Annotated in this window: 22 protein-coding genes; 18 read left to right on the top strand and 4 right to left on the bottom strand. The window is 64.1% G+C overall.

All coding sequences use genetic code 11. The annotated features are described in order from the left end of the window. The first annotated feature begins 98 nt into the window (after positions 1-98). The 3 genes from ACP7B7_RS03080 (at position 99) to ACP7B7_RS03070 (ending at position 2,861) form a co-directional block, all read left to right on the top strand. On the top strand, positions 99-824 hold the full coding sequence (locus ACP7B7_RS03080; protein ID WP_426075698.1) for a sensor histidine kinase: 726 nt from the start codon (positions 99-101) through the stop codon (positions 822-824). A gap of 14 nt (positions 825-838) precedes the next feature. After that, on the top strand, positions 839-2,569 hold the full coding sequence (locus ACP7B7_RS03075) for a response regulator (protein WP_426075697.1): 1,731 nt from the start codon (positions 839-841) through the stop codon (positions 2,567-2,569). A 76-nt stretch (positions 2,570-2,645) separates the two neighbouring features. Beyond that, positions 2,646-2,861 carry a hypothetical protein gene (locus ACP7B7_RS03070; RefSeq protein WP_010394693.1) on the top strand — a complete coding sequence of 72 codons (216 nt, stop codon included), beginning with the start codon at positions 2,646-2,648 and terminating at the stop codon, positions 2,859-2,861. 42 nt (positions 2,862-2,903) lie between these two features. Here the strand turns inward: ACP7B7_RS03070 and ACP7B7_RS03065 are convergent, their stop codons facing one another. After that, positions 2,904-3,596 carry a PhaM family polyhydroxyalkanoate granule multifunctional regulatory protein gene (locus ACP7B7_RS03065; RefSeq protein ID WP_308923662.1) on the bottom strand — a complete coding sequence of 231 codons (693 nt, stop codon included), beginning with the start codon at positions 3,594-3,596 and terminating at the stop codon, positions 2,904-2,906. A gap of 161 nt (positions 3,597-3,757) precedes the next feature. Here ACP7B7_RS03065 and ACP7B7_RS03060 point away from each other — a divergent pair, with 161 nt between their 5' ends. The 7 genes from ACP7B7_RS03060 (at position 3,758) to ACP7B7_RS03030 (ending at position 12,490) form a co-directional block, all read left to right on the top strand. After that, complete coding sequence (locus tag ACP7B7_RS03060) at positions 3,758-4,849, top strand: DUF3108 domain-containing protein (protein WP_308923663.1); 1,092 nt, start codon at positions 3,758-3,760, stop codon at positions 4,847-4,849. 1 nt (position 4,850) lies between these two features. Then, a complete protein-coding gene (locus ACP7B7_RS03055) occupies positions 4,851-5,612 on the top strand; it encodes a DUF3108 domain-containing protein (RefSeq protein WP_308923664.1) in 762 nt (253 codons plus the stop codon). A 166-nt stretch (positions 5,613-5,778) separates the two neighbouring features. Next, a complete protein-coding gene (locus ACP7B7_RS03050) occupies positions 5,779-7,149 on the top strand; it encodes a hypothetical protein (protein ID WP_308923665.1) in 1,371 nt (456 codons plus the stop codon). Then, positions 7,142-7,855, top strand: coding sequence for a hypothetical protein (locus ACP7B7_RS03045; RefSeq protein WP_426075695.1), 714 nt, complete (start codon positions 7,142-7,144; stop codon positions 7,853-7,855). The genes ACP7B7_RS03050 and ACP7B7_RS03045 overlap by 8 nt, the downstream gene beginning before the upstream one ends. Before the next feature lie 8 nt (positions 7,856-7,863). Further along, positions 7,864-10,695 (top strand): ATP-binding protein, encoded by a 2,832-nt coding sequence (locus ACP7B7_RS03040; protein WP_426075693.1) that lies wholly within the window; start codon positions 7,864-7,866, stop codon positions 10,693-10,695. Beyond that, a complete protein-coding gene (locus ACP7B7_RS03035; RefSeq protein WP_426075691.1) occupies positions 10,632-11,699 on the top strand; it encodes a DUF4424 family protein in 1,068 nt (355 codons plus the stop codon). The genes ACP7B7_RS03040 and ACP7B7_RS03035 overlap by 64 nt, the downstream gene beginning before the upstream one ends. Before the next feature lie 11 nt (positions 11,700-11,710). Then, on the top strand, positions 11,711-12,490 hold the full coding sequence (locus ACP7B7_RS03030) for a hypothetical protein (RefSeq protein WP_308923669.1): 780 nt from the start codon (positions 11,711-11,713) through the stop codon (positions 12,488-12,490). Between the two features lies 1 nt (position 12,491). Here the strand turns inward: ACP7B7_RS03030 and ACP7B7_RS03025 are convergent, their stop codons facing one another. Next, a complete protein-coding gene (locus ACP7B7_RS03025; protein WP_308923670.1) occupies positions 12,492-13,274 on the bottom strand; it encodes a LysR family transcriptional regulator in 783 nt (260 codons plus the stop codon). Further along, on the bottom strand, positions 13,268-13,600 hold the full coding sequence (locus tag ACP7B7_RS03020) for a LysR family transcriptional regulator (protein ID WP_308923671.1): 333 nt from the start codon (positions 13,598-13,600) through the stop codon (positions 13,268-13,270). The genes ACP7B7_RS03025 and ACP7B7_RS03020 overlap by 7 nt, the downstream gene beginning before the upstream one ends. A 116-nt stretch (positions 13,601-13,716) precedes the next feature. Between ACP7B7_RS03020 and ACP7B7_RS03015 the strand changes: the two genes are divergently transcribed. The 5 genes from ACP7B7_RS03015 (at position 13,717) to ACP7B7_RS02995 (ending at position 18,795) form a co-directional block, all read left to right on the top strand. Then, the gene (locus tag ACP7B7_RS03015; protein WP_426075690.1) at positions 13,717-14,709 is read left to right on the top strand and encodes a threonine ammonia-lyase; all 993 of its coding nucleotides are present in this window, start codon (positions 13,717-13,719) and stop codon (positions 14,707-14,709) included. Positions 14,710-14,747: 38 nt separating this feature from the next. Then, entirely contained in the window at positions 14,748-15,818 is a 1,071-nt protein-coding gene (locus ACP7B7_RS03010; protein WP_308923673.1) for a DUF4392 domain-containing protein, read from the top strand. After that, the gene (locus ACP7B7_RS03005) at positions 15,815-16,315 is read left to right on the top strand and encodes a RidA family protein (protein WP_308923674.1); all 501 of its coding nucleotides are present in this window, start codon (positions 15,815-15,817) and stop codon (positions 16,313-16,315) included. The genes ACP7B7_RS03010 and ACP7B7_RS03005 overlap by 4 nt, the downstream gene beginning before the upstream one ends. Positions 16,316-16,380: 65 nt before the next feature. Then, positions 16,381-17,694, top strand: coding sequence for an MFS transporter (locus ACP7B7_RS03000; protein ID WP_426075689.1), 1,314 nt, complete (start codon positions 16,381-16,383; stop codon positions 17,692-17,694). Positions 17,695-17,709: 15 nt separating this feature from the next. Beyond that, positions 17,710-18,795 carry a porin gene (locus ACP7B7_RS02995; RefSeq protein ID WP_308923676.1) on the top strand — a complete coding sequence of 362 codons (1,086 nt, stop codon included), beginning with the start codon at positions 17,710-17,712 and terminating at the stop codon, positions 18,793-18,795. A 9-nt stretch (positions 18,796-18,804) separates the two neighbouring features. On the opposite strand, the gene ACP7B7_RS02990 is transcribed toward ACP7B7_RS02995, so the two are convergent. After that, positions 18,805-19,323 carry a hypothetical protein gene (locus ACP7B7_RS02990; protein WP_308923677.1) on the bottom strand — a complete coding sequence of 173 codons (519 nt, stop codon included), beginning with the start codon at positions 19,321-19,323 and terminating at the stop codon, positions 18,805-18,807. A gap of 180 nt (positions 19,324-19,503) precedes the next feature. Here ACP7B7_RS02990 and ACP7B7_RS02985 point away from each other — a divergent pair, with 180 nt between their 5' ends. From ACP7B7_RS02985 to ACP7B7_RS02975, 3 genes are all read left to right on the top strand, one after another. Next, positions 19,504-22,008, top strand: a complete 2,505-nt coding sequence (locus tag ACP7B7_RS02985) for a prolyl oligopeptidase family serine peptidase (RefSeq protein WP_426075687.1) — start codon at positions 19,504-19,506, stop codon at positions 22,006-22,008. A 63-nt stretch (positions 22,009-22,071) separates the two neighbouring features. Beyond that, entirely contained in the window at positions 22,072-22,230 is a 159-nt protein-coding gene (locus ACP7B7_RS02980; RefSeq protein WP_426075686.1) for a hypothetical protein, read from the top strand. 24 nt (positions 22,231-22,254) lie between these two features. After that, a complete protein-coding gene (locus ACP7B7_RS02975; RefSeq protein ID WP_308923679.1) occupies positions 22,255-22,494 on the top strand; it encodes a hypothetical protein in 240 nt (79 codons plus the stop codon). The last annotated feature ends 15 nt before the right edge of the window (positions 22,495-22,509 follow it).

Here is a 22,509-nt window from a genome sequence, read left to right as displayed (position 1 = left end):
TCTGCAACAGGCTGGTTGCAGCGCAACAACGGGCGGTATAATTTGCCGGTGGCAAGCTAGCCGCGGCGCCGTGCCGCCGGCGCCCGAGGAGAGATGCAGTGGAAGACCAACACAGCGCGCCCGAGCTGTTCCTGTTCCTGGCGTCGACCGTCCATGACATGAAAAATTCCATCAGCGTGGTCAGCGGCACGCTGGAATCCCTGCTGGCGGCCGAACAGGCCAAGGCCACCGACGAAGTCACGGCCGATCCCGCCTACCTGCAGATGGCGCAGATGCTGTACCAGACCAAGCGCCTCAACGACAACCTGATCCAGTTGCTGGCGCTGTACAAGCAGGTCGGCAAGCCCGGCTACCCCTTCGACGTGCAGCCGCAACTGGTGGGGCAACTGGTGACGCAGGTGGTGGATCAGGAAAAAATCCTGCTCGCCTCTAAGGGCATCGCGATGGAGACGGCGTTTCCCCCCGAGCTGATCTGGACCCTCGACGAAGACCTGGTGATCGGCGTGCTGGCGCATGCCATCAACAACGCCATCCGTTATACCAAGGATACGATACGCCTATCCGTGGCGGAAGAAAACGGCATGCTGGAACTGCGCGTGGAAGACAATGGCGACGGCTATACACAAGCCTTGCTGGACGCGGGCGCAGCGGCCATGGATGGCATGAGCACGGGGGTCAATTTTTCCACCAACAGCACCGGCCTGGGCCTGTATTTTTCCAGCGAAGTGGCGAAGATGCACAAACACCGGGGACAAAGCGGCAGCATCGCCCTGGCCAATGGCGGCGCGCTCGGCGGCGGCTGCTTTATCCTGCGCCTGCCTTGAACCGAGGACTCACGATGGACCAGACTTCCCGCCCCAACGAAGCTGATACGACCGACTGGGGCGACAAGCATTATCTGCTGGTCGACGATTTTGTCGGCATCCGCATTTTGCTGCGCGAGTCCTTGCGCAACCTGGGCGCGCGCCATATCGACCAGGCCGCCAGCGGCGGCGAGGCGATGAAGCTGCTGGCCAAGACGCGCTATGACGTGGTCTTGTGCGACTACAACCTGGGCGAAGGCAAGAACGGCCAGCAGGTGCTGGAAGAAACGCGCGTGCGCAACCTGACGGCGCCGTCCAGCGTGTGGCTGATGGTGTCGGCCGAGAAAAGCGTGGAATCGGTGATGGGCGCGGCCGAGCACCAGCCCGACGCCTACCTGATCAAGCCGATCACGGAAGGCGTGCTGCTGACGCGCCTGAACCGCGTGTGGCATAAAAAGCAGGTGTTCCGCGAGATCGACCAGGCGTGCATGGAAAAGGATTATCTGCGCGCGGCCAAACTGTGCGATGCGCAGATCGCGCAGAACAAGCTGCACGAACTGGAATTGCTGCGCATGAAGGCCAGCCTGCTGCTGAAAAGCGGCGAGCCGGAAAAAGCGCGCGCCATCTATGAAAAAGTGCTGGCCGACCGCGACTATAGCTGGGCCCGGGCCGGCCTGGGCAAGATCCGCATGAACAATGGCGAACACGAGGCGGCGCGCCAGATCTTCCAGGGCGTGATCGTGGAAAACCGCTATTACATCGACGCCTACGACCAGATGGCGGTCGCCTACCAGCTGATGGGCCAGCATGAAGAAGCGTGCGGTGTGCTGGAAAAGGCGGCGCGGCTGTCGCCCAATTCGGTGCCGCGCCAGCGCAACCTGGGCCAGGCGGCCCTGAAAATCGGCAATGTGAGCATGGCCGAAAAAGCGTTTCGCAAATGCGTGGCGATCGGCGAATTTTCCGTGATGAAGACGGTGGACGCCTACCTGGGTCTGGCGCGCGTATGCGGCCTGAAAAAGGATGCCAAGGAAGCGCTGCAATGGCTGCTGCTGGCGCAGCGCGAATTTTCGCCTGAAGAGATCGGCCTGCGCGCCAAGATCACCGAAGGCCTGGTACACCACGAAACGGGCGACTACCGGCGCGCGCGCAAATGCGGCGACGAGCTCGAAGCGATGCTGCTGGAAGACCCGGCGCGGCCCGAGAAGGCCATCTGCATGGAACTGGCGACCCTGCTGTTCGCGGTCGGCGTGAAGGACGCGCCGGCCGGCCTCTTGTGCTACGTGGTGAAGAACAACCACGACAACCAGGTGGTGCAGGATGAAGTGCAGAAGATCTTCGACAAGGCCAAGATGGGCGACGAGGGCACCAGCCTGATCCTGGCCTCGCGCAAGGAAGCGTCGGACCTGATGAACAAGGGCGTGCTGCTGTGGAAGACCGATAAACTGGACGACGCGGTGGCCTGGATGCGCGCGGCGCGGGTCAAACTGCCGAACAACCTGCGCATCTTGTTCAACTCGGCGCAGATCATCGTGTCTTACCTGCAGCAGCGTGGTTATCACGCTGACCTGGCGGCGGAAGCGGTGGAAGTGTTGCTATATGTAGACAAGATCGCACCGGGCCAGCAGCGCTTTGCCCAGCTGATGGAACAATTGCTGCAGCTGACGCCAGCGGCGGCGGCCGAAGACGCGGCACCCGCGCCGGTGGCGGAAAAGGTTGCGCCGGTTCCCGATAAAGCCGTAAAAAACATGCGCGGGCGTGCCGGATGATAAACTATGCGCCAGCGTGGTGCAGGCAACAGCCTGCTCCGCGCTTGAGTTGCTTTACAACAATAAGGAAGAAACTATGCGTGATGTGGTCAATGAAGTATACAAAAAAATGAAGGTCGGCAGCATCGCCTGGGTACGCCCGGTCGCCGCCAAGGGAGACACGCTGGAAACATTCCAGTCCTCGTACGAGCACGCCAAGGCGCTGGCCGACGAGGGCCTGATCACGATCGGTGACGTCAAGCGCCAGGCCGACAACATGATCGAGGCGATCCGCATTCATCGTATCGCCTGATCACCGCATGACCGGGTTCGCCGCGCGAACCCTGAAAGCCGCTTACAGCTTGCCCTTGGGCGCCGCGCGTTTGGCCGGTGCCTTGACGGGGGCCTTGGCCTTGGCGGCCGTCTCCGCCGCAGCCGGCTTGGCGCGCGGCGTGGGTGTGCTCTTGGCAGCGTCGTCCTTGTTCTTGGCCGGCTCCGGCGCCATGGCGGTCGACACCGCCTGCTTGAACTGATCCTGCAGCAAATTCCACCAGACCGCCGGATTGGCCAGCTGGGCTGCCGCGTCGGCTGACGGGCTGGCTTGCTGGGCTGGCGCCGCTGGCGCTTCCTGTGGTGGCGGCGGAGGCGGTGGCGCTTTCTCGGCCGGCTTGGCGGCCGGCGGCGTCTGCTGGAAGAAGGCCGAGGCGTAAGGCACGGAATCGAACAGGTTTTTCTCGCTGGCGCCCGGCTGCGTGATGGCGGCGGCCATCGAGGCGCCCATCGATTTCAGGGTGGCGATGGTGCCGCGCTGCACTTCCAGTGCCTGGATGCTGCCGCGCAGCATGCTGATATTCAGGTTCAGCCACGCTTCGACGGCTTTCAGGTCGTTGATTTTCTTGTCCAGTTCTTCCACCGACAGGCTGGGCGCGGTCATGCCGGGGACGCCCATGCCGGGCACGCTCATGCTGCCCCACAGGTTCTTGACGAAGTCGAGCGTATCGGTCATCACTGCTGCGCCCGGAATCGGGGGCATTTGCGGATTTGCCATGCGAGAGTCTCCTGGTAGGTCGATGGTCCTAGCGTAGCAGATATCAGCTTGCTACTGACGAAATCGCGGTGACATTTTTCGCCCGCATTTTCCACCGATGGCACGCGCATTGATCTGCGGCAAGAAAGCGCGTCTTGGACACAGGCGTTACACTAGCAACCATGACGCCAGCCTCCTTTTTCGTGCCGCCGCGCCGCCGCACCGTGCTCTTTGTCGCCGTGATCGGCGTGCTGCATGTCGTGGCCCTGCACTGGCTGGGCGGGCAGGCGGGCAGGGCGCCGGTGCACGAGCCGCCGCGGCTGGTCAGCATGGCGGTGATCGCCGAAGCGCCGCCGCCCTTGCCGGTGCCACCGCCGCCGCCGCCCGTGCCCTTGCCGCCGCCGCCCGCGCCGCAGGTGCCGGCCTTGCCGGTGATCGATTTGCCGCAGCTGGTCGTGCCCGATGCGCCGCAGCCGATGCAGGTGGCGCCACCGCCATCGTCCGCACCGGAAAACCCGGCGCCGGCGTTGGCGCAATTGCCGGCCATTACGCCGGCTGCGGCTGAAGCACCCGCGCCGCCGCCCGTGACGGAAGCGCTGCGGCGCTACAAGACCGATGTGCCCGCGTCGGCCGAGTTCGACCTGCAGGTGGACCGCCGCGATGCCGACGGCACCAAGTGGACGGGCGTGGCGGCCATGTCGTGGCAAAATAAGGGCGACAGCTACCGCCTGAGCCTGGAAGTGGGCCTGAGCATGCTGATCACCCGCATCAACCTGCTGGTATTGAGCAGCGAAGGGGCGCTCGACGCCAGCGGCGTGGTGCCCGTCAAGGCGACGGAAAAGCGCCGCGGCCGCGCGCAGACGGCCACGCATTTCGATGCGGCCGGCAAGACCATCCGCTTTTCGGCCACCACCGCCACCGCGCCCTGGCAGGAAGGGGTGCAGGACAAGGCCAGCCTGCCGTTCCAGCTGGCCGCCATCGGCCGCGCCGACGTCCATCAGCTGGCCGGCAATATCGACATCCTGGTCGGCGAAGAAAAGGAAGCGACCGTGTTCCGCTTCCAGCTGGTCGGCGAGGAAACGCTCGATACCAGCATGGGCCGCCTGCAGACCTGGCATCTGCGCCGGCCGCCCAAGCGGGGCAGCTATTCGTCGCAGCTCGATATCTGGCTGGCGCCGTCGCTGCAATGGTATCCGGTACAAATACGCAATACAGAAGCGAACGGTGCGCTCACCACGCAGACCGTTTCCAAACTCACTGTGACAGGATCATGAGATGACTTTTATACCCATCAAGCAATTACTCGTTGCCGGCCTGCTGGCCGCCACGTTCTCTTCCGTACTCGCCGCTGACGCCGACGCCGAGCACCCCGTGATCAAGCGCGCCTTCAAGCTGGCGCCGTCGGCCGACCTGGTGTATTCCATCAAGGCCAAACAGAAGGGCATCGCGCTGTCCGGCGAGTCCGTCAGCAACTGGCGCGCCGGCGATGGCAAGTACTCGCTGCTGGCCGAAACCAAGGCCGCCCTGTTCGGCAAGATCCTCGAGCAGCGTAGCGAAGGCACGGTCGACGACTATGGCCTGGCGCCGGCCCAGTTCGTGGAAAAACGCTTTCGCAAGGCGGCGGCCACCACCGTCTTCAAGCGCGACAGCAAGACCATCGCCTTCAGCGAAGGCGACAAGAGCTATGCGCTCAAGGGCGGCGAGCAGGACCGCAACAGTGCCGTCTGGCAACTGACGGCCGTGGCCCGCGCCGCGCCTGAAAAATTCGTGCCCGGTTCCGAATGGGCCTTTTTTGTTGCCGGCCGCCATGACGCCGAGCCGTGGATATTCAAGGTCGTCAAGCAGGAGACGGTCGGCACCGGCCAGGGCCTGGTCGAGGCCGTGCACCTGATCAAGGCGCCGCCGACCGACAAGAAGGGCCAGCAAGTGGACCTGTGGCTGGCGCCGTCGCTGGAATGGTATCCGGTCAAGGTGACGTTCGAGGATGAGGATGGCGATTATGTGGAGCAGACTTTGCAGAAAATCATCAAGAAGTAAGCACCGTTGCTTTTGGGCCAGGGCCGCCTGGCTCCGGCCCGCCACCGGTCAAATTGCATATCAGAACTGATATACTGACGCCCCCGCGACCCTTTATGCTCGCAGCGTCCGCCAGGTCCGCTGCGCTGCCCGCTGAACACTCATCCGGAATAGAATGATTGATATAATGGCAAGTGCAGCCGTGGCTGCGGATGTAAACGAGACCGAGCAGGAGCATCACGATTCGTTGCAGGCGCATTTCCAGCCGAATATTTCGGCTGACGAGATCGAACAAGTCTTTCATCTGAAGCGCGCGCAGCCCTTGCTGCAGGTGTTCACGGCGCTGTTCCATGGCGGTTTCGACGGCGTGCTGGTGCGTTTGCTGGTGCTGCGCGAACTGGCGGCCGACGCGGCCACCTCGTCGTACACGCGCGCCGACATCAATACCCGCCTGGCCTATCTGTTGCCGGAAAGCCTGGAAACGGTCTTGCTGCGCCTGCGCAGCAACCAGTTGCTGGCCTGGGACGCGCAGCAGGGCGTGTACCGCGTGACGCCGATGGCGCGCAATGTGCTGTCGGCCATCGACAGCCTGCTGGGCCTGGGACAGACCGAAGACGAAGCGGAAATGGGCTTTTTGCTGTCGCAGGTGGCCGGTGCGCAGGCCGTCGGTGGCGTGTCGGTGGAGCAATTGCAACATCTGCTGGGCCGCCTGGTCGACCTGACGGACGAGTTTTCGGACGCGATCGCCTCCGGTTCCGAGTTCCGGCTGCGTACGGCGCAGGCGAAATGGAACATGGCCTGCGACTGGGTCGAGAAGGGTTCCGAGATCCTGGTGGCGATCACCTCGGATGAAAACGCCGACGGCGCCACGCACAAGGCGGCCCAAGCCATTGGCCGCGCGCAAAGCAAATTGCTGAACATGCAGGGCATGTTCTCGCGCGCGCTGAACCAGATCGAGCGCCAGCGCGTGCACCTGGGCCAGTCCGGCCTGTCGACCACCGACATCAAGCGCTGGCTGCTGCAGCACGAGGACCTGGCCTCGCTGGCCGAAGGCGCCATCGACCAGCCGGTGGTGCCGCTGTTCTCGACGCCGGCCGAAATGATCGACGTGGCCGAAACGGAATTGCTGTCCGAGCGCGCGGCCGGCGTGGCCCAGACGGGACTGCCGAGCGGCGAAGACGCCCCCACCACCATCAGCGATGGACCCGCCATGCAACTGGAACTCGATGACCTGCTGGACCGCCTGTCCAACTTTGCCAGCCTGGGCAACTTCCCCAGCATCGGTGAAGAAGGGCCGAAGAGCGTGCCGGTGCAGGATTCGCTGCTGCCGGCCAGCTTTGCCGTGGCGTCCTACCGCGCCTCGATGCTGCCGCTCCTGGGCGATGTGTCCGAAGCGAGCCTGCAGGGCGCGACGGCCGAACTGGCCCGGCTGCCCATCACCTTTACGCCGACCGACGAGATGGTCCAATTGAACGACCCGCATGTGGCGGCCATGTCGATCGCCTCGCTGTCCCTGAATATTTCACTTGATTTAGATAGCGGCACTGCCGATGAATGACGATTCCCAAATCCTGATTGCGCGCCTGCTCACGCATCAAACCCTGCGCCGCGACGACAAGCTGGTCAAGCGTGTGCTGTCCGACGAGCTGTTCCGCGCCGAGGTCGATGCGCGCCTGCTGGCCTGCGGCATGAAACTGCTCGACAACGTGTATGCCGACCATGTGACTCTGGCCCTCTCCCGCACGATCGAGCCGAAGATCTTCGGCGCGCGTGATGTGTGGCAGAACAATAATTTTGGCCTGGCGCGCGATGGCGTGGCCCTGCTGGTGGTGCTGTGGGCGCAGATCATCCTGCCCAAGCGCGAACGCCAGGAAACCCACCAGCACGCGGACGACGACCAGAACGACATGTTCGGCACCGACAAGCCGCTGCCGCGCGCGGAAGACGCCTCGATCGGCATCGCCTACAAGGCCTTGCTGGCCGACTTCGGCGACAAGCTGGGCAAGAAGACGCGCATGGACATGAACCTGGGCACTCTGGCCAAGCTGGGCTTCATCGAGCGGCGCGGCGACTTTATCGTCGAGGGACCGCTGCTGGACCTGATGATGGATACCGATGTGCTCAAGGAACGCATCATCAACGGCGCGCTGGCCGACGTGTTCAAGCGCGCGCCGTCGCGCCTGGTCGCCGTCGATGCGGATGCCGTGGCGGATATCGAGCCGGATGATGCCGGCGACGATCTGTCCTCCGACCTCCCACACTGAAAGCAGCCATGTTTCATATCAAATCACTTGAACTGGTGCACTGGGATTACTGGCAGCGCATCAAGAATATTCCGCTCGACGCCAAGATCATCACGATCGCCGGCCAGAACGGTTCCGGCAAGACCACCTTGCTCGACGCGCTGCGCACCCTATTCGGCCTCGACTGCTCGATGGGCCGCACCTATAAACATTATGCGCGCCACTCGGGCCAGCAGACGGCCTGGCTGCGCGCCGTGGTCGACAACCGCAATGTGGGCAAGCAATTGTCGAACCGGCCGTTTCGCAGCTCGGGCTTTTTCAGCGATGATGAAGTGACCCTGTTCTGCCAGATCCAGAAGAACGGCGGCGACTGGAAGCGCCAGTATCTGATGCGTCCGGGCAATGTGCAGATCGAAGATATTTCCGATGCGAACGACTGGCTGGGCGTGGAAAACTACCGCAAGCGCCTGGCCAATGCCGGCCTGTCGCCGGCCATGTCGAAAGTGCTGGCGCTGGAGCAGGGCGAGACCGACAAATTGTGCGAATACGCGCCGCGCCAGCTGCTCGACCTGGTGTTCCAGGTGTTCGGCGATAAGGAAGTGCTGGACGCCTACGACGAAGCGAAACGCCATCAGCGCGACACGGAAGTGGAACTGAAGCGTTTCGAGACGGAACTGGAAGCATCAAAAACCAACCTGGAAGGCCTGCGCCTGCGCGTGGCCAATTACCATCAGTGGGAAGGCCTGCACAAGGAGCGTCGCAACCTGCTCGAGGAAGTGCTGCCCAGCCTGCAGTACCACGAGGCGCGCGAAAAAGCGGCCACCACCAGCCGGCAGTTGCGCGACGCGCGCAAACCGATGGTGCTGAACGACCCGCTGCTGGCCGACAAGCGCCATGCGCTGGCGGCGCAGGCGAAAGCCCTGTCCGACGCGCAGATGAACGAAACCCTGCTGGAGCAGGAGTCGATCGGCCTGCAGAGCCGCCTCGGGCTGATCAACGCGAAACTGAAACCGCTCGACAGCCTGCTGGAACAGAAGGAGCGCCTGCAAAAGCTGGCGGCCGATTCGGGCAGCGATATCGCCGCCGTGGCCGCCCAGCTGGAGCAGCAGGAAGCGGCCTTGCTGCAGCAGCGCCAGCAGCGCGATGCGCTGTCGGCGCGCATCGCCGGCGAGCAGGCGACGATTGCCGCGCTGCAGGGCAAGACGGCCATGCCGGAGCCGGACAATGTACGCGGCATGCGCCGCGCGTTGCGCGATGCGGGCATCGCCCACGCCATGCTGTCCGATATCGTCGAAGTGACGGACAGCCGCTGGCAGGGCGCCGTCGAAGGTATCTTGGGCGGCTATGCCTCGGTGGTGTTGCTGGACAAGGCCAAGGATGGCCCGGCCGCCTACCGCCTGGCCGAGCAGGAACGCTACCGCCACTTTATCGTGCCCGAGCTGGTCACCGCGCCGGCCGCCAAAGACGACAGCCTGCTGGCGGTGGTGAAATTTTCCGCGCCCGTGCCGTCCTGGCTGATCGAGCAGTTGTCGCGCATCGCGCGCGTCGATTCGGTCGAAGCCGGTTTCAAGCTGGGCAACCATGAGGAATGGATCACGCCCGAGGCCTATCACCGCGAACGCCGCGGCGGGCGCTCGCTGTTCGTCGAAGCATCGCGCTACCGCTTCGGCCAGGCCGGCCGCAGCGGCCGCCTGGAAGCGCTGCTGCGTTCCCTGCCGGGCCTGGAAGCACAGGAAGACACGCTGACATTGGGAATCTCGAAACTGGCGGCCGAAGTGGGCAATCTGAAAGCGCGTATCGCCGGCGTCGACGCGGCCAAGGAACTCAGTGCGCGCCAGGAAGAATTCGCCGAAGCGCTGCGCAATTCGAAACCGTTGAAAGATGAGCGTTTGACCGTGGGTGGGCGTTTGGGCGAGTTGCAAAACCTGACCAAGAACGCGACCGTGGCGCGCACCCGCGCCGACACCGTGTGGCAGAACGCGCGCCTGGCCTTGTCCGAAGCGGAAGCCGGTTCGCGCCTGGGTTACAAGAAGCAGATTGAACAGCGCGCCGACCACGCGCGCGCCCTGCTGGCGCTGCGCCGCGCCTGGCGCCATTTGCCGCGCAGCTGGCGCCGTCCCGCGCGCCGCGCCGCGCTGGTGGCCGAACACCAGAATGCGCACCAGGTCGACCTGCGCGTGTCCAGCCTGCAAAGCAGCCTGGCGCGTGACGACTGGGAACTGGACGCCACCGTGATCGACCAGCATCACCGCCTGTCGGAACAACTGAGTGGCCGCCAGTCCGAAACGGACGAGCGCCGCTACCAGAACAACCGTGCCATCGAAGCGACGGGCAATGCGCGTGGCGCCTATATGGAGCGGCTGCGCTACACCATCAAGACCTACAGCAAGAACATCAAGGAGCTGGGGGAATTGGCCGGCATCGAAGTGCATGCCGACCCGGTGCGCCTGGAAAACGACGACGTGCAGCTGTCGCAGGCGGGCCTGCACGTGCGCTTCAAGTTCGACGGCAAAGGTATCATCGGCATGAACGATGGCGAAGCATCGGGCGGCCAGCAGGTGATGAAGTCGCTGGTGCTGCTGATCGGCCTGCTGAAATCGGAAGGCGGCTCGGGCGGCTTCGTGTTTATCGACGAACCGTTTGCCCACCTCGATATCCGCAATATCCAGCTGGTCGGCGAGTTCCTGAAAAACACCGAAGCGCAGTATTTGATGACCACGCCGCTGACGCACAATACCGACGTCTACGATCCATCGGAACTGACTTTGATTACCAGCAAAAAGAAAAAGGACACGCAATGGGCGCAACCGATATTCGTACTGCAGCGGCGCCAGGAACCGGCCGCTGGCAAAGTGGCGTAGCCAGCCTGCTGGTGGCACTGGCCATTCCCGCCAGTGCCCTGGCCAATGACGGCATCGGCTCGGTCAGCGCCGGCGGCATTATCGTCGGCAAGACCGATGCCGTGGCCATGAAAAAGGAAGTGCTGACCGTCAGCCCGGACCTGATCAAGGTCGAGTACGAGTTCCTCAACGAATCGAAAAGCGACGTGGAAGAGACCATCATCTTCCCGCTGCCCGCCTACGAGGCCGGCTATCATCCGTCGCCCACGTATTACGGCCAGCCGCAGCAGTTTTCGATCGAGGTCGACGGCCAGCGCAAGGACTACCAGACGGTGCTGGTCGCCAAACGCGACGGCAAGGACGTCACGGCGCACCTGAAAGCGCTGGGCCTGACGGACAAGCAGGTGGCGTATTTCCCGTCGTTCAGCCCCTTCGACAGGAAGATGGAGCCCTTGACCGCCGCACAGAAAAAAACGCTGATCGACGACGACTTGCTGGCCAAGCTGTCCGACGACGAACAGTGGGTGCCGGCCTGGTCCGTGACGGTGGTCTACCAGTGGAAGCAGAAATTCCCGGCCGGTAAAACGGTGCGCGTGCGCCATCAATATGCGCCCTTCGTGGCGGCCGGTCCCGGCGCCTCCTACCTGGGCGAAGGCAAGGAATTCGAACAGAAATACTGCGGCGACAAGGCCTTTTATGCGAGCTGGAACAAGCTGGCCAAGAAGCAGGGCGAGAGCGGGTTCGTCAACGCCAAGTGGGTCTCGTACATCCTGAAGACCGGTAACACCTGGAAGAACGGCATCGAGGACTTTACCCTGAACCTGGTCAAGGGCAAGCCGGACGAGCTGATCAGCCTGTGCTTCCCCGGCACCTTCACCAAGCTTAATCCGACCACCTTGCAAGTGAAACTGCGCAATTTCCGCCCCACCCAGGACTTGAACGTCTACTTCGGCAATGTCGAGGGTGGCAGCGAGAATACGGGCGAGGCGCCCGTGCTGCGCGGCAATTATTTAATCAAGAAATAGAAAGAAGCGCCGTGAGTCCTGTTGCCATCCACCGTGTTGTTCGTCTGCTGTGCCTGGGCACGGCGTTCGCCGCCTCTGCCGCCCATGCGGGTACTTACACCGATTTCGTGCAAGCCAATGACCGCTATGCCGTGCTGATGCTGCACGCCAAGCCCGAGCAGGGCTTGCCGCAGCTGAGCGATCCGGCCGTCGCGCCGCTGCTGGCCATCGTCACCGACGGGCCGCGCCTGTTCGCGCAGCCTGAAGCGCCGCTGGCCAATATGCAGACCAGCCTCGGCATCTGTACCCAGGTCACCGACTATGCCAGGTATTACCAGAAGGCCGGTCTGGCCGGCCTGTCGTCGCAGGAGGCGCAGCGCGCGCAGGTCGAGCGGAACCTGGCCCGTTATGGCGATGAAATGAGCGCGCTGTTCGGCTTTGTGATCGATTGCAATGCGCACCTGGTCACCCTGATGGAAGCGGAACGCCAGGCCAAGCCGGAAGAGGCCGCCACGGAAGCCGGCAAGGCGCGCCTGCATGACTTCAGCGTCAATTCGGCGCGGGCCTATGCGGGCCTGGTGCAGTTCGTGGCCATGCCATACTGGAAGCTGCCGCAAAAGAAAACCATGCTCGAGGCGGCGGCGCGCCATGCCACCGTTCATGCGGCCATGATGAAGCCGGAACTGCGCCAGGCGCTGCTGTCCGGTTTGTCCGAAGCTTATCCCAGTGTGGATCCGTCGCTGGCCGCGCCGCTGGCCACCATCCGCCAGGCGCTGGCCGTCACCGGCTGCACGGGGCTGTGCGAGTATTGACCTAAACCACCCTGGCCTCGGTTTCCAGGGGGGCCAGGTCGCGCAAATCGTTCTTCTGGAAATAGCTGGCGCAGATGGCCCGTACCGCTTCCGCCGTATAGCGGATCACGGGCCGCGCATCGATCATGTGCCACTGCGACAGCAGCATCGGCTTCGGTTCGGGCAGCGCCAGTTGCACCAGATTCCCGTTGCGCAATTCTTCCTTGACCAGCAGGCCGGGCACCACGGCCACGCCCAGGCCTTCCTTGACCAGCGACACCAGCGCCGCCAGTGACGGCGTGCTGGTGATGCGCAAGTCCGCCAGCGGAATCGCGCTTGAGGTCGCCATCTGTTGTATATGGCTGACGGTGGCGTTGTACGGCGCGGAATTGCTGATTTGCGTCATCAGCGGGTGGCGGAAAATTTCCGACATGTCCGCGCCTTCGCGCAGCAAGCCTTGCTTTGACACCCACAGATTACGCAAGGTCAGCAGATTCTCGGTGACGAAATGCGGCCCGATCGGGTCGACGCCGATGCAGATGATCAGATCGAGTTCGCCATCGGCCAGGCGGCGGATCAGATTGGTCGTGATATCGACCGTCAGGTCGACATCGATGCCCGCATACTTTTCCCGCATGAACATCATGAAGTCGGGCAGCAAGGTCAGCACGACCGTTTCGATAATGCCGGCCCGGATGCGGCCGGAAATCACCTCCGATTGTTGCGCCGCATCAGCCAGCTCCACCACCGTTTTCAACACCGCTTCCGCGTAGGGCTGCAAGCGCCGTCCCGTATCGGTCAGCACCAGCGCATTCTGCGTTTTCTCAACAGCTTCACTCCCAGTTCTTCTTCCAGGCTGCGGATGCGCATGGAGATCGTGCTGGGCGTGGAATGGAGGCGGTCGGCCACGCGCCGCAGCTGCGGCGTGCGCGCGAGCTCGACGAATGTCTCTAAAAATCGACTGTTCATGTTTTTTTTCTGCACCAATAGTGGGAATCGATTGCACCAGGAAGGCACGCATTTTGCCGTGCCGGCAGCCGAAAAAGAGTGCCGATGGACACCGCCATGGGCATGCCGTTTATCGTGCAGTGCACCAGTTTGGGTGTTCGTTTTTCTTGATGACTCGTGCATTTTATTTCTTGATGGACGCAGTGTACATGGCTTTTTATAGTGGTCCACAAGCCCGATGGCAGACTATCGGGCTGGCAGCAAGCCTGTACGCAAACGGTTTATATCAAGGAGTCTTCATGCCACAATTCAAGGAAATCGGCGCGCCGTCACTGGACGATATCCGCGCCGCAGCACAGCGCATCGCGCCGCATGCCATCGTCACCCCGCTGCTGGAAAGCGCCAGCATCAATGCGCTGACCGGCGCGCGCGTGCTGTTCAAGGCCGAGGTCTTGCAGAAGGCCGGTTCGTTCAAATTCCGCGGCGCCTGCAACCGCCTGCTGCAGCTTAACGAGGAACAAAGAAAGGCCGGCGTGGTCGCGTTTTCCTCGGGCAACCATGCGCTGGCCATCTCGACGGTGGCACGCCAGCTGGGCATCGCCGCCACCATCATCATGCCGCAGGATGCACCCAGGACCAAGATCGACGGCGCGCGCAACAACGGCGCCACCGTGCGCCTGTACGACCGCAAGACCGATGACCGCGAAGCCATCGGCCGCGAGATCGCGGGGCCGACCGGCGCGGTGATCGTGCCGCCATATGACGACCTGTTCATCATGACCGGCCAGGCCACCGTCGGCCTGGAAATCATCGACGCCGCGCAGGCTGCCGGCATCCATGTCGACGCCGTGCTGGCCGCCTGCAGCGGCGGCGGGCTGGTGGCCGGCGTGGCCTCGGCCGTGCGCGCGCTGTCGCCAAGCACCGCCGTGTATGCGGTGGAACCGATTGCATTCAATGAACTGCAGCGCTCGCTGGCCAGTGGCCAGCCTGAAAAAAATCCGCCCGAGGCGCAGTCGATCTGCGATGCGCTGCAAGTGGCCACGCCCGGCAAGCTGACCTTTGCCGTCAACCGCGAGTTGCTCGCTGGCAGCCTGACGGTGACCGATGACGAGGTACGCCACGCCATGCGGGTCGCCTTCAGCCAGCTGAAGCTGGTGGTCGAACCGGGCGGCGCCGTGGGCCTGGCGGCCGTGCTGGCCAACAAACTCGATCTCCAGGGCAAGACCATCGTGGTGATGCTGAGCGGCGGCAATGTCGACGCCGACCTGTACGCCGCCACCCTGCAAGCCTGAATCCCTTCCTTTCCTTCACCTCTGCACAGGAACAGACCATGCTCGACAAAAATTCAACGCGCTACCAGAACGTGGCGCGCACCATCGACAGTTTCATGACGCTCGACTATACGGGCGTCGGCCTGATCGGCAAGATCTACGGCGCGCTGCAACAGCATCAGGACGGCTATTGCTGCATGGGCGCGGCCGAGCGCCTGGTCGCCACCGCGCGCGCCCATCCCGGCGCCCCGATGCTGATCGCCACCGGCTTTCCCGAAGGCGGCGGCGTGCCCGAAACCGACGGGCCGGTGGGCGCGGCCCTGCTGGCGCGCGCGCTGTTCATGGGCCTGGGCGTCATTTCCGTGATCGTCGTCGACGAGGACTGGGCCGGCATGATGAAGGCCACCTGCATGGGCGCCGGCATGTCGCCGCGCGACCTGCCCGCCTCGGGCAAGGCCGAACCGGTGGAATTCCTGCGTCCGGTCTATATCAAGACCGTGCCGAAAGACGATGCCGGCTGCCACCGCATCAGCGATGCGCTGCTGGACGTCACGCGGCCGTCGCTGCTGCTGGCGATCGAGCGTCCCGGCTGCAATGTCAACGGCCTGTATCACGGCCTGGGCGGGCGCCCGCTGGACGGCATGGTGGCCGATCTCGACTATCTGTTCCGCCAGGCCAAGTCGCAAGGCGTGCTGACGCTGGGCATCGGCGACGGCGGCAATGAACTGGGCATGGGCGTGATCGCCGCCGAGCTGCCGACCTTTTCGCCCAAGGCGGTCGATTGCGGCATTCCGGGGCGTGGCGGCGTCGGCGCGGCCACGGCCGCCGACTGGCTGGTGGTGTCGAATGTATCGAACTGGGGCGCCACCGGCATTATCGCCGCGCTGTCGGCCCTGTTGGAAAACCCGCAGGTGTTCCACGAGCCGGAACTGGAAGTGCGCGCCACCGAGCTGTGCGTGGCCAATGGCGGCGTGGACGGCATGTTTATGGCGCCCGAACCGGCCAATGACGGCATCCATATCCGCGAATGGGAAGGCATGGTGCGCAGCCTGCGCGGCAGCGTCATGCGCGCGATGGGCCATTCGATCAACTGGAAGGGCGACCAGGGCGACTGGAGGCAATTGAAATGAGCGCAAGCACCAATATTGCACTGTCGGCGGCCGGCCAGGCCATCGAGGCGCGCCTGGCGCAACTGGGCATCACCCTGCCGGCACCGGGCATCGCCAGGGGCAGTTATGTGCCCTGGGTGATCAGCGGCAAGCAGGTCTTTATCGCCGGCCAGGGGCCGCGCCTGGACGGCAAGATGATGCATGCCGGGCAGGTCGGCGTGGACATCGGCGTGGACGAGGGCAGGGATGCGGCGCGCATCTGTGCGCTGAACCTGGTCGCGCAGCTCAAGTCCGCATGTGGAGGCGACCTGGGCCGTGTGGTGCGCGTGCTGCGCCTGGCGGGCGTGGTGAACTCCGGCGCCGGCTTTGCCGAGCACTCGAAGGTGCTCGACGGCGCTTCCGACCTGATGCGGCAAGTGTTCCTGGAACGGGGCTTGCATGTACGCATGGCAACAGGAGCATCGTCGCTGCCGTCGAACATGGCGGTGGAGATCGAAGCGGTAGTCGAGATCGACTGAACGGGGCCGCTGCCAGCCGGCAGCGGTCAGTGACCTATTGATATGAAATGTACGGGAGAAATACTATGACCACCCTCAGCATGGCCGCCCCCCTGGACGCGCCGCCGAAAGCCGCCGTCTACCGCAAGGTGGCGTTTCACATCATGCCTTTCCTGATGCTGTGCTATGTGGCAGCCTACCTGGACCGCATCAATATCGGTTTCGCCAAGCTGCACATGCTCAATGACCTGGGCTTCAGCGAAACGGCGTATGGCCTGGGCGCCGGCCTGTTTTTCATCGGCTACCTGATCTTCGAAGTGCCGAGCAACCTGCTGATGATGCGCATCGGCGCCAAGCGCACCATCTCGCGCATCATGATCTTGTGGGCCTTCGTGTCGGCCTGCTTTGCCTTCGTGCAAACGCCGACCCAGTTCTACATCCTGCGCTTCCTGCTGGGCGTGGCCGAAGCGGGCTTTTATCCGGGCGTGATCCTGTACCTGACCTACTGGTTTCCGTCGGCGCGCCGCGCCAAGATGGTGGCCCTGTTTGTCGGCGCGGTACCGCTGTCGGGCATGCTCGGCGCACCGCTGTCGGGGACCATCATCAGCATGAGCGACGGCCTGCACGGCCTGACGGGATGGCAGTGGATGTTCATTATCGAAGCGATTCCTTCGCTGGTGCTGGGCTTGCTGTGCCTGAAGTTCCTCGATGACCGTCCATCTGACGCCAACTGGCTGAGCAAGGAAGAAAAAGCGGCGATCGAGGCCGACCTGGAAGCCGACCGCGAACGCCACAAGGGCGACGCCTCGACGGTCTCGCTGCTGGCCACCTTCAAGGACCCGCGCGTGTGGAAAATGACGGCCATCTGCTTCTGCTCGGCGGTGTGCTCGTACGGCGTGTCGTTCTGGCTGCCGACCCTGGTGTCGCAGCTGAAGGTGGGCGACGTGATGCACGTGGGCCTGTACACGGCGGTGCCGTTCACGGCGGCGTTCGTCTGCATGTATCTGATCGGCCGCCATTCGGACCAGACCCGCGAACGCCGCTGGCACCTGGTGGGCCCGTTTGCCTGCGTCTGCCTGGGCCTGGTGGGCAGCATCGCCCTGCACGATTCCATGGGCTGGGCGCTGGTGGCCCTGTCGGTGGCGGCGGTGGGCGCCTACAGCACCACGGCCATGCTGTTCAGCATTTCCAGTCTGATCCTGTCCGGCGTGGGCATGGCGGCCGGCGTGGCGGCGATCAACTGCGTGGGCGGCCTGGGCGGCTTCCTCAGCCCGTATATCGTCGGCCTGGTCAAGGACATGACGGGCAGCACCGACAACGGCGTGTATTTCATCGCCTGCTTTGCGGTGGTCGGCGCGCTGATCACCCTGAGCCTGCCCAAGAAACTCGTCAACCGTTGATCTGAGGAAAATGACATGCTCGACACAGTAAAACAAGGCGCCGCACTGGCATTGATCGCCACTGCCGCCATCGCCGGCAGCGCCCACGCGCAGAGCGCCGTCACCCTCTACGGCCTGCTGGACACGGCGCTCGTCAAGGAGAGCGGCGGCAGCGCCTGCTCGGTAAGCAAGCTCAGCAGCGGAGTGGGGGCCGGCTCGCGCCTCGGTTTCAGGGGAAAGGAAGAGCTGGGCAATGGCTGGTCGGCCGTCTTCCTGCTGGAAAATGGTTTCCAGTCCGACACGGGCGCCATGGGGCAGGGCAGCCTGCTGTTCGGCCGGCAAGCCTATGTCGGCCTGCAAAGCCCTTACGGCACGCTATTGCTGGGGCGCCAGTACACGCCGGAATACCTGGTCAAGGCCAGCACCGATCCGTTTGGCGCCGGCCATGTCGGCGACATCAAGAATATTGTCGCCACCAGCGGCAATGCGTCGAGCCGGATGGACAACACGCTCAAGTATCTGTCGCCGGCCATGGCCGGCGTGACTGTGGAACTGGTGGCGGCGCCCGGCGAGGTGGCGGGTGACAGCGCGGCCGGCCGGCAGTACGGCGGCGCGGTCGCCTATGTGGCGGGGCCGCTGCAGCTGCGCGCCGGCTATCACAACCGCAACAATGACACGGCGACCCTGAAAAACACGGACAACGCCCGCAATGCGGTGGTGGCCGCCGTCTATGACTTCGGCGTCGCCAGGGCCCACCTGCTGTACGGCACGAATCATGGCCTGAACAGTTCGTCATTCCGCAACAACGCCAACCCGTTCGGCCGGGCCGTCACGCCGGTGGCCTCGGCCGACAGCCGCGATGCGATGCTGGGCCTGACGGTGCCGTTCGGGCCCCATGCGCTGCTGGCCTCATACTTGCGCAAGGATGACCGGACGGCGCGCAACCAGGATGCCAGCCAGGTGGCGCTGGGCTACCGCTACAGCTTGTCGAAGCGCACCAGCCTGTACGCGGTCTATGCCCGCATCGACAACCGCAACGGCGCCAGCTATACGGTGGGCAACTCGATCGAAGCGGGCACAGGCGACCGTGCCGCCAGCGCCGGCATCAGCCACGCCTTCTGAGCGGGTTGTTTACCGGGCCGCTTCCAAGGGCTTGTTGCGCTGGCGCCAGCGCAGCAGGCCCCAGGCGTAAGCGGCGTAGTAGCCGGTGACCATGCCGTAGGCGGCCATGGTCAGCGGGCTCTGGCCGAACGGCGGTGGCGGCACCGGCACGTCCAGGCGCGTGTTCAGGTAGATTTCCATGCCGCGGTACAGCAGGCGGGCGATGAACAGCATGGTGATGGCCAGGCCCAGGTAGCGGTGCTGGGTGAAATAATAATCTTTGCCGACCTGTTCGAAGCGGGTCAGCTTGATGCCCAGCACGCCCAGCCAGCCGCCGGCCAGCACGCCGGCGCCCAGGCTCGACAGCGGCAGGATCTCGAACTTGGTCGTCGTTGCCAGGAACACGATCAGCGCGGGAACGCCGAACGCCACCAGGCGGTGCCGCCACAGCTGCGACTTCTGGCGCGCCACCAGTTTTTTCAGGCGCGAATAGATGCGCCAGACCAGCAGCGGGACCAGGAACAGCAGGGCGAGGGTGGTGGTTTCCATGGATGATGAGCGAACGGTAAAACAACGATTGTAAGCCAGATCGCCATGGCCATGGCCGGTGATGAAATGTTGCTTATTGACATTTTGATGGCGGGTCAGCACTATGCCCTGTCACAGGGCGCCGCCACGAGCGAGCGCGCTGGGCCACCGCCTCTCTTCATAGACCCTCATTGGAGCGCCATGTCACCCCGTTTTCCCTTGCTGCCTGTTACCGTCGGCCTGATCGCCGCTTCCTCCATGGCCACCGCCCAGACCGGCGGCTATCAACAGCCACCGGCTGCCCTGCAAGCCATCGTCGATGCGCCGCGCGCGCCCACCCTGAGCCTGAGCCCGAAACGCAACCTGGCGGCCATGCTGCCCACGCCTTCCTTGCCCAGCATCAGCGAAGTGGCGCAACCGGAATTGAAACTGGCCGGCCTGCGCATCAACCCGCGCACCTATTCCGCCAGCCGTTTCAGTTTTTACACGGGGCTGGGCCTGCTCGATATCGACACGCAAAAAGAACTCAAGGTCAGCGGCCTGCCGGCGGCGCCGCGCATCGCCGACCTGGCCTGGTCGCCCGACCAGCGCTACCTGGCGTTCAGCAATGTGGTGTATGCCGACGCCGCCAAGGGCGTCAAGGAATCCGGCGTGGAACTGTGGCTGCTTGACGTGCAGAGCAAGGTCGCGCGCAAGCTGTCCAGCCAGCCTTTGTCCGGCGTGTCCGGCCGCGGCTTTTCGTGGATGCCAGACAGCAAGACCTTGCTGGTGCAGCTGAAACCGGCCAAGCTGGGCGCGGCGCCCGCCGTGAACGGCATTCCGACCGGCCCGGCCATCCAGGACAGCCTGCCTGGCGGCGCCGTCAAGCAATTGCGCACCTATCCCGACCTGCTGAAAAACGAGCAGGACGCGCAGCTGTTCGAACACTACATCACGGTGCAGCTGGCCTTGCTGGACGTCACCGGCAAGCAGCGCCTGGTGGGCCAGCCCGGTGCGTACTCGCGCGCCACCGTGGCGCCGGGCGGCAAGTATCTGCTGACGGAAACCATCGAACGTCCGTACTCCTACATCGTGCCGGCGCGCGACTTCGGCAGCAAGATCGAAGTGCGCGACCTGGCCGGCAAGGTGGTGCATCTGGTGGCCACCCTGCCGCTGGAGGAAGGCCTGCCACCGGGTAATGACGCCGTCTCGCCCGGCGTGCGCAAGGTCAGCTGGCGCGTCGATGCGCCGGCCACCCTGGTGTGGGCCGAAGCGCAGGATGGCGGCGACCCGGCGAAGAACGCCGAGATCCGCGACATCGTCTACACCCAGGCCGCGCCGTTCACGGCCCAGCCTGGCGTGCTGGCCAAGCTCGCTTCGCGCTACGGCGGCATCGCCTGGGGCCGTGGCGACCTGGCCCTGTTGAGCGAAGCGTGGTACAAGACGCGCGCCGTCAAGCAATGGCGCATCAAGCCGGATCAACCATCGGTTGAAGCCGGCACGCCGGGCGACCTGGTGTATTCGGGTTCGTTCGAGGACCGCTACAACGATCCGGGCCAGCCCGTGATGCGGGCCGATGCGGCCGGCTTGCCGCGCATCCTGATCGCCGCGGACGGCACCATCCTGCTCGACGGCGCCGGCGCCTCGAAGGACGGCGACCGTCCCTTTATCGACCGCCTGGACCTGGTGTCGAAGAAAAAGGAACGCCTGTTCCAGAGCGCCGCGCCCTACTATGAAAACGTGGTGGCCGTGCTGGACGAAGACGGCGGCCGTTTCCTGTCGACGCGCGAATCGCCGACCGAGCAGCCGAACTACTATGTGCGCAATCTGAAACCGGGCGCGACCGCGTTGACGCCGCTGACGCATTTCCCGCATCCGCTGCCGCAACTGAAAGACGTGCAAAAGGAACTGATCCGCTACAAGCGCGCCGACGGTGTCGACCTGACGGCGACCCTGATGCTGCCACCCAACTATGACGTGAAACGCGACGGCCCGCTGCCGACCCTGATGTGGGCCTACCCGCAGGAATTCAAGACGGCCAGCGCCGCCAGCCAGACCAAGGGCTCGCCGTACAAATTCAATGCCGTCAGCTACTGGGGTCCGGCCGCTTTCCTGTCCATGGGTTACGCCGTGCTCGACAATCCGTCCTTCCCTATCGTGGGCAATGGCGAACAGGAGCCGAACGACACCTATCTGCCGCAGCTGGTGGCCGACGCCGAAGCGGCTGTCGACGAGGTGGTGCGCCGTGGCGTGGCGGACCGCGACCGCATTGCCATTGGCGGCCACTCGTATGGCGCCTTTATGACCGGCAACCTGCTGGCCCATACGCGGCTGTTCCGCGCCGGCATTGCCCGCAGCGGCGCCTACAACCGCACCCTGACGCCGTTCGGCTTCCAGTCGGAAGACCGGCCATTCTGGCAGGCGCAGACGGTGTACCAGGCCATGTCGCCGTTTAACTACGCCGACAAGATCAAGGACGCGCTGCTGATGATCCATGGCGAGCAGGACAACAATTCGGGTACCTTCCCGATCCAGAGCGAGCGGATGTTCCAGGCCATCAAGGGCCTGGGCGGCACGGCCCGCCTGGTGATGTTGCCCAACGAAAGCCACGCCTACCGCGCGCGCGAATCGATCATGCACATGCTGTATGAAAGCAACAAATGGCTGGAAAAATACGTGAAAAACGCCGCCCCGCGCACGCCAGTGGCAGCCAGGGACGGCCAATAAGGGGCGGCGGCCAGCGAGTCGTGGTATGGTCTTCCTTTGCCTGTTCGCCAACGGAGGCCTGCCATGACAAGCTATGCCATTGAAGCGCACCGCGCGCCCGACCCGGCGCCGGTCGACGATCCGCAACCGGTGCCCGAGCCCGATACGAGCCCGGGCCACCGGCCTGGCCCGGTCCATCCGGTGCCGCAGGATGATCCGGTTCCCGATCCGCACCCAAGTTAATTCGTCAAAGAAAGGCTGTACCAGATGGCATTGATCAAGGAAAACTACACCCGCAAGGTCAGCGGAGAATCGTTCGACTATGAACTCGAGTACACGCCCGGCAGCGACGTCGGCTGGATCGCCCGCGTCTACCACGACGGCGTGCTGAAGGGTTCGCCGCACGGCGCGCTGACGGCCAACGTGCTGTCCGGCCCGGCGCTGGAACAGTATCTGAGCGCGTATGTCGAAGGCATGATCGAGCGCGGGCTCGATGTGGCCGAATAAGCGCCAGCAAGCAGC

The organism is Janthinobacterium sp. PSPC3-1 (genome assembly GCF_049896105.1).
Classification (GTDB): domain Bacteria; phylum Pseudomonadota; class Gammaproteobacteria; order Burkholderiales; family Burkholderiaceae_D; genus Janthinobacterium.
Note: the sequence above shows the minus strand (reverse complement) of the source record. Positions and strands in the feature narration are given on the sequence as shown.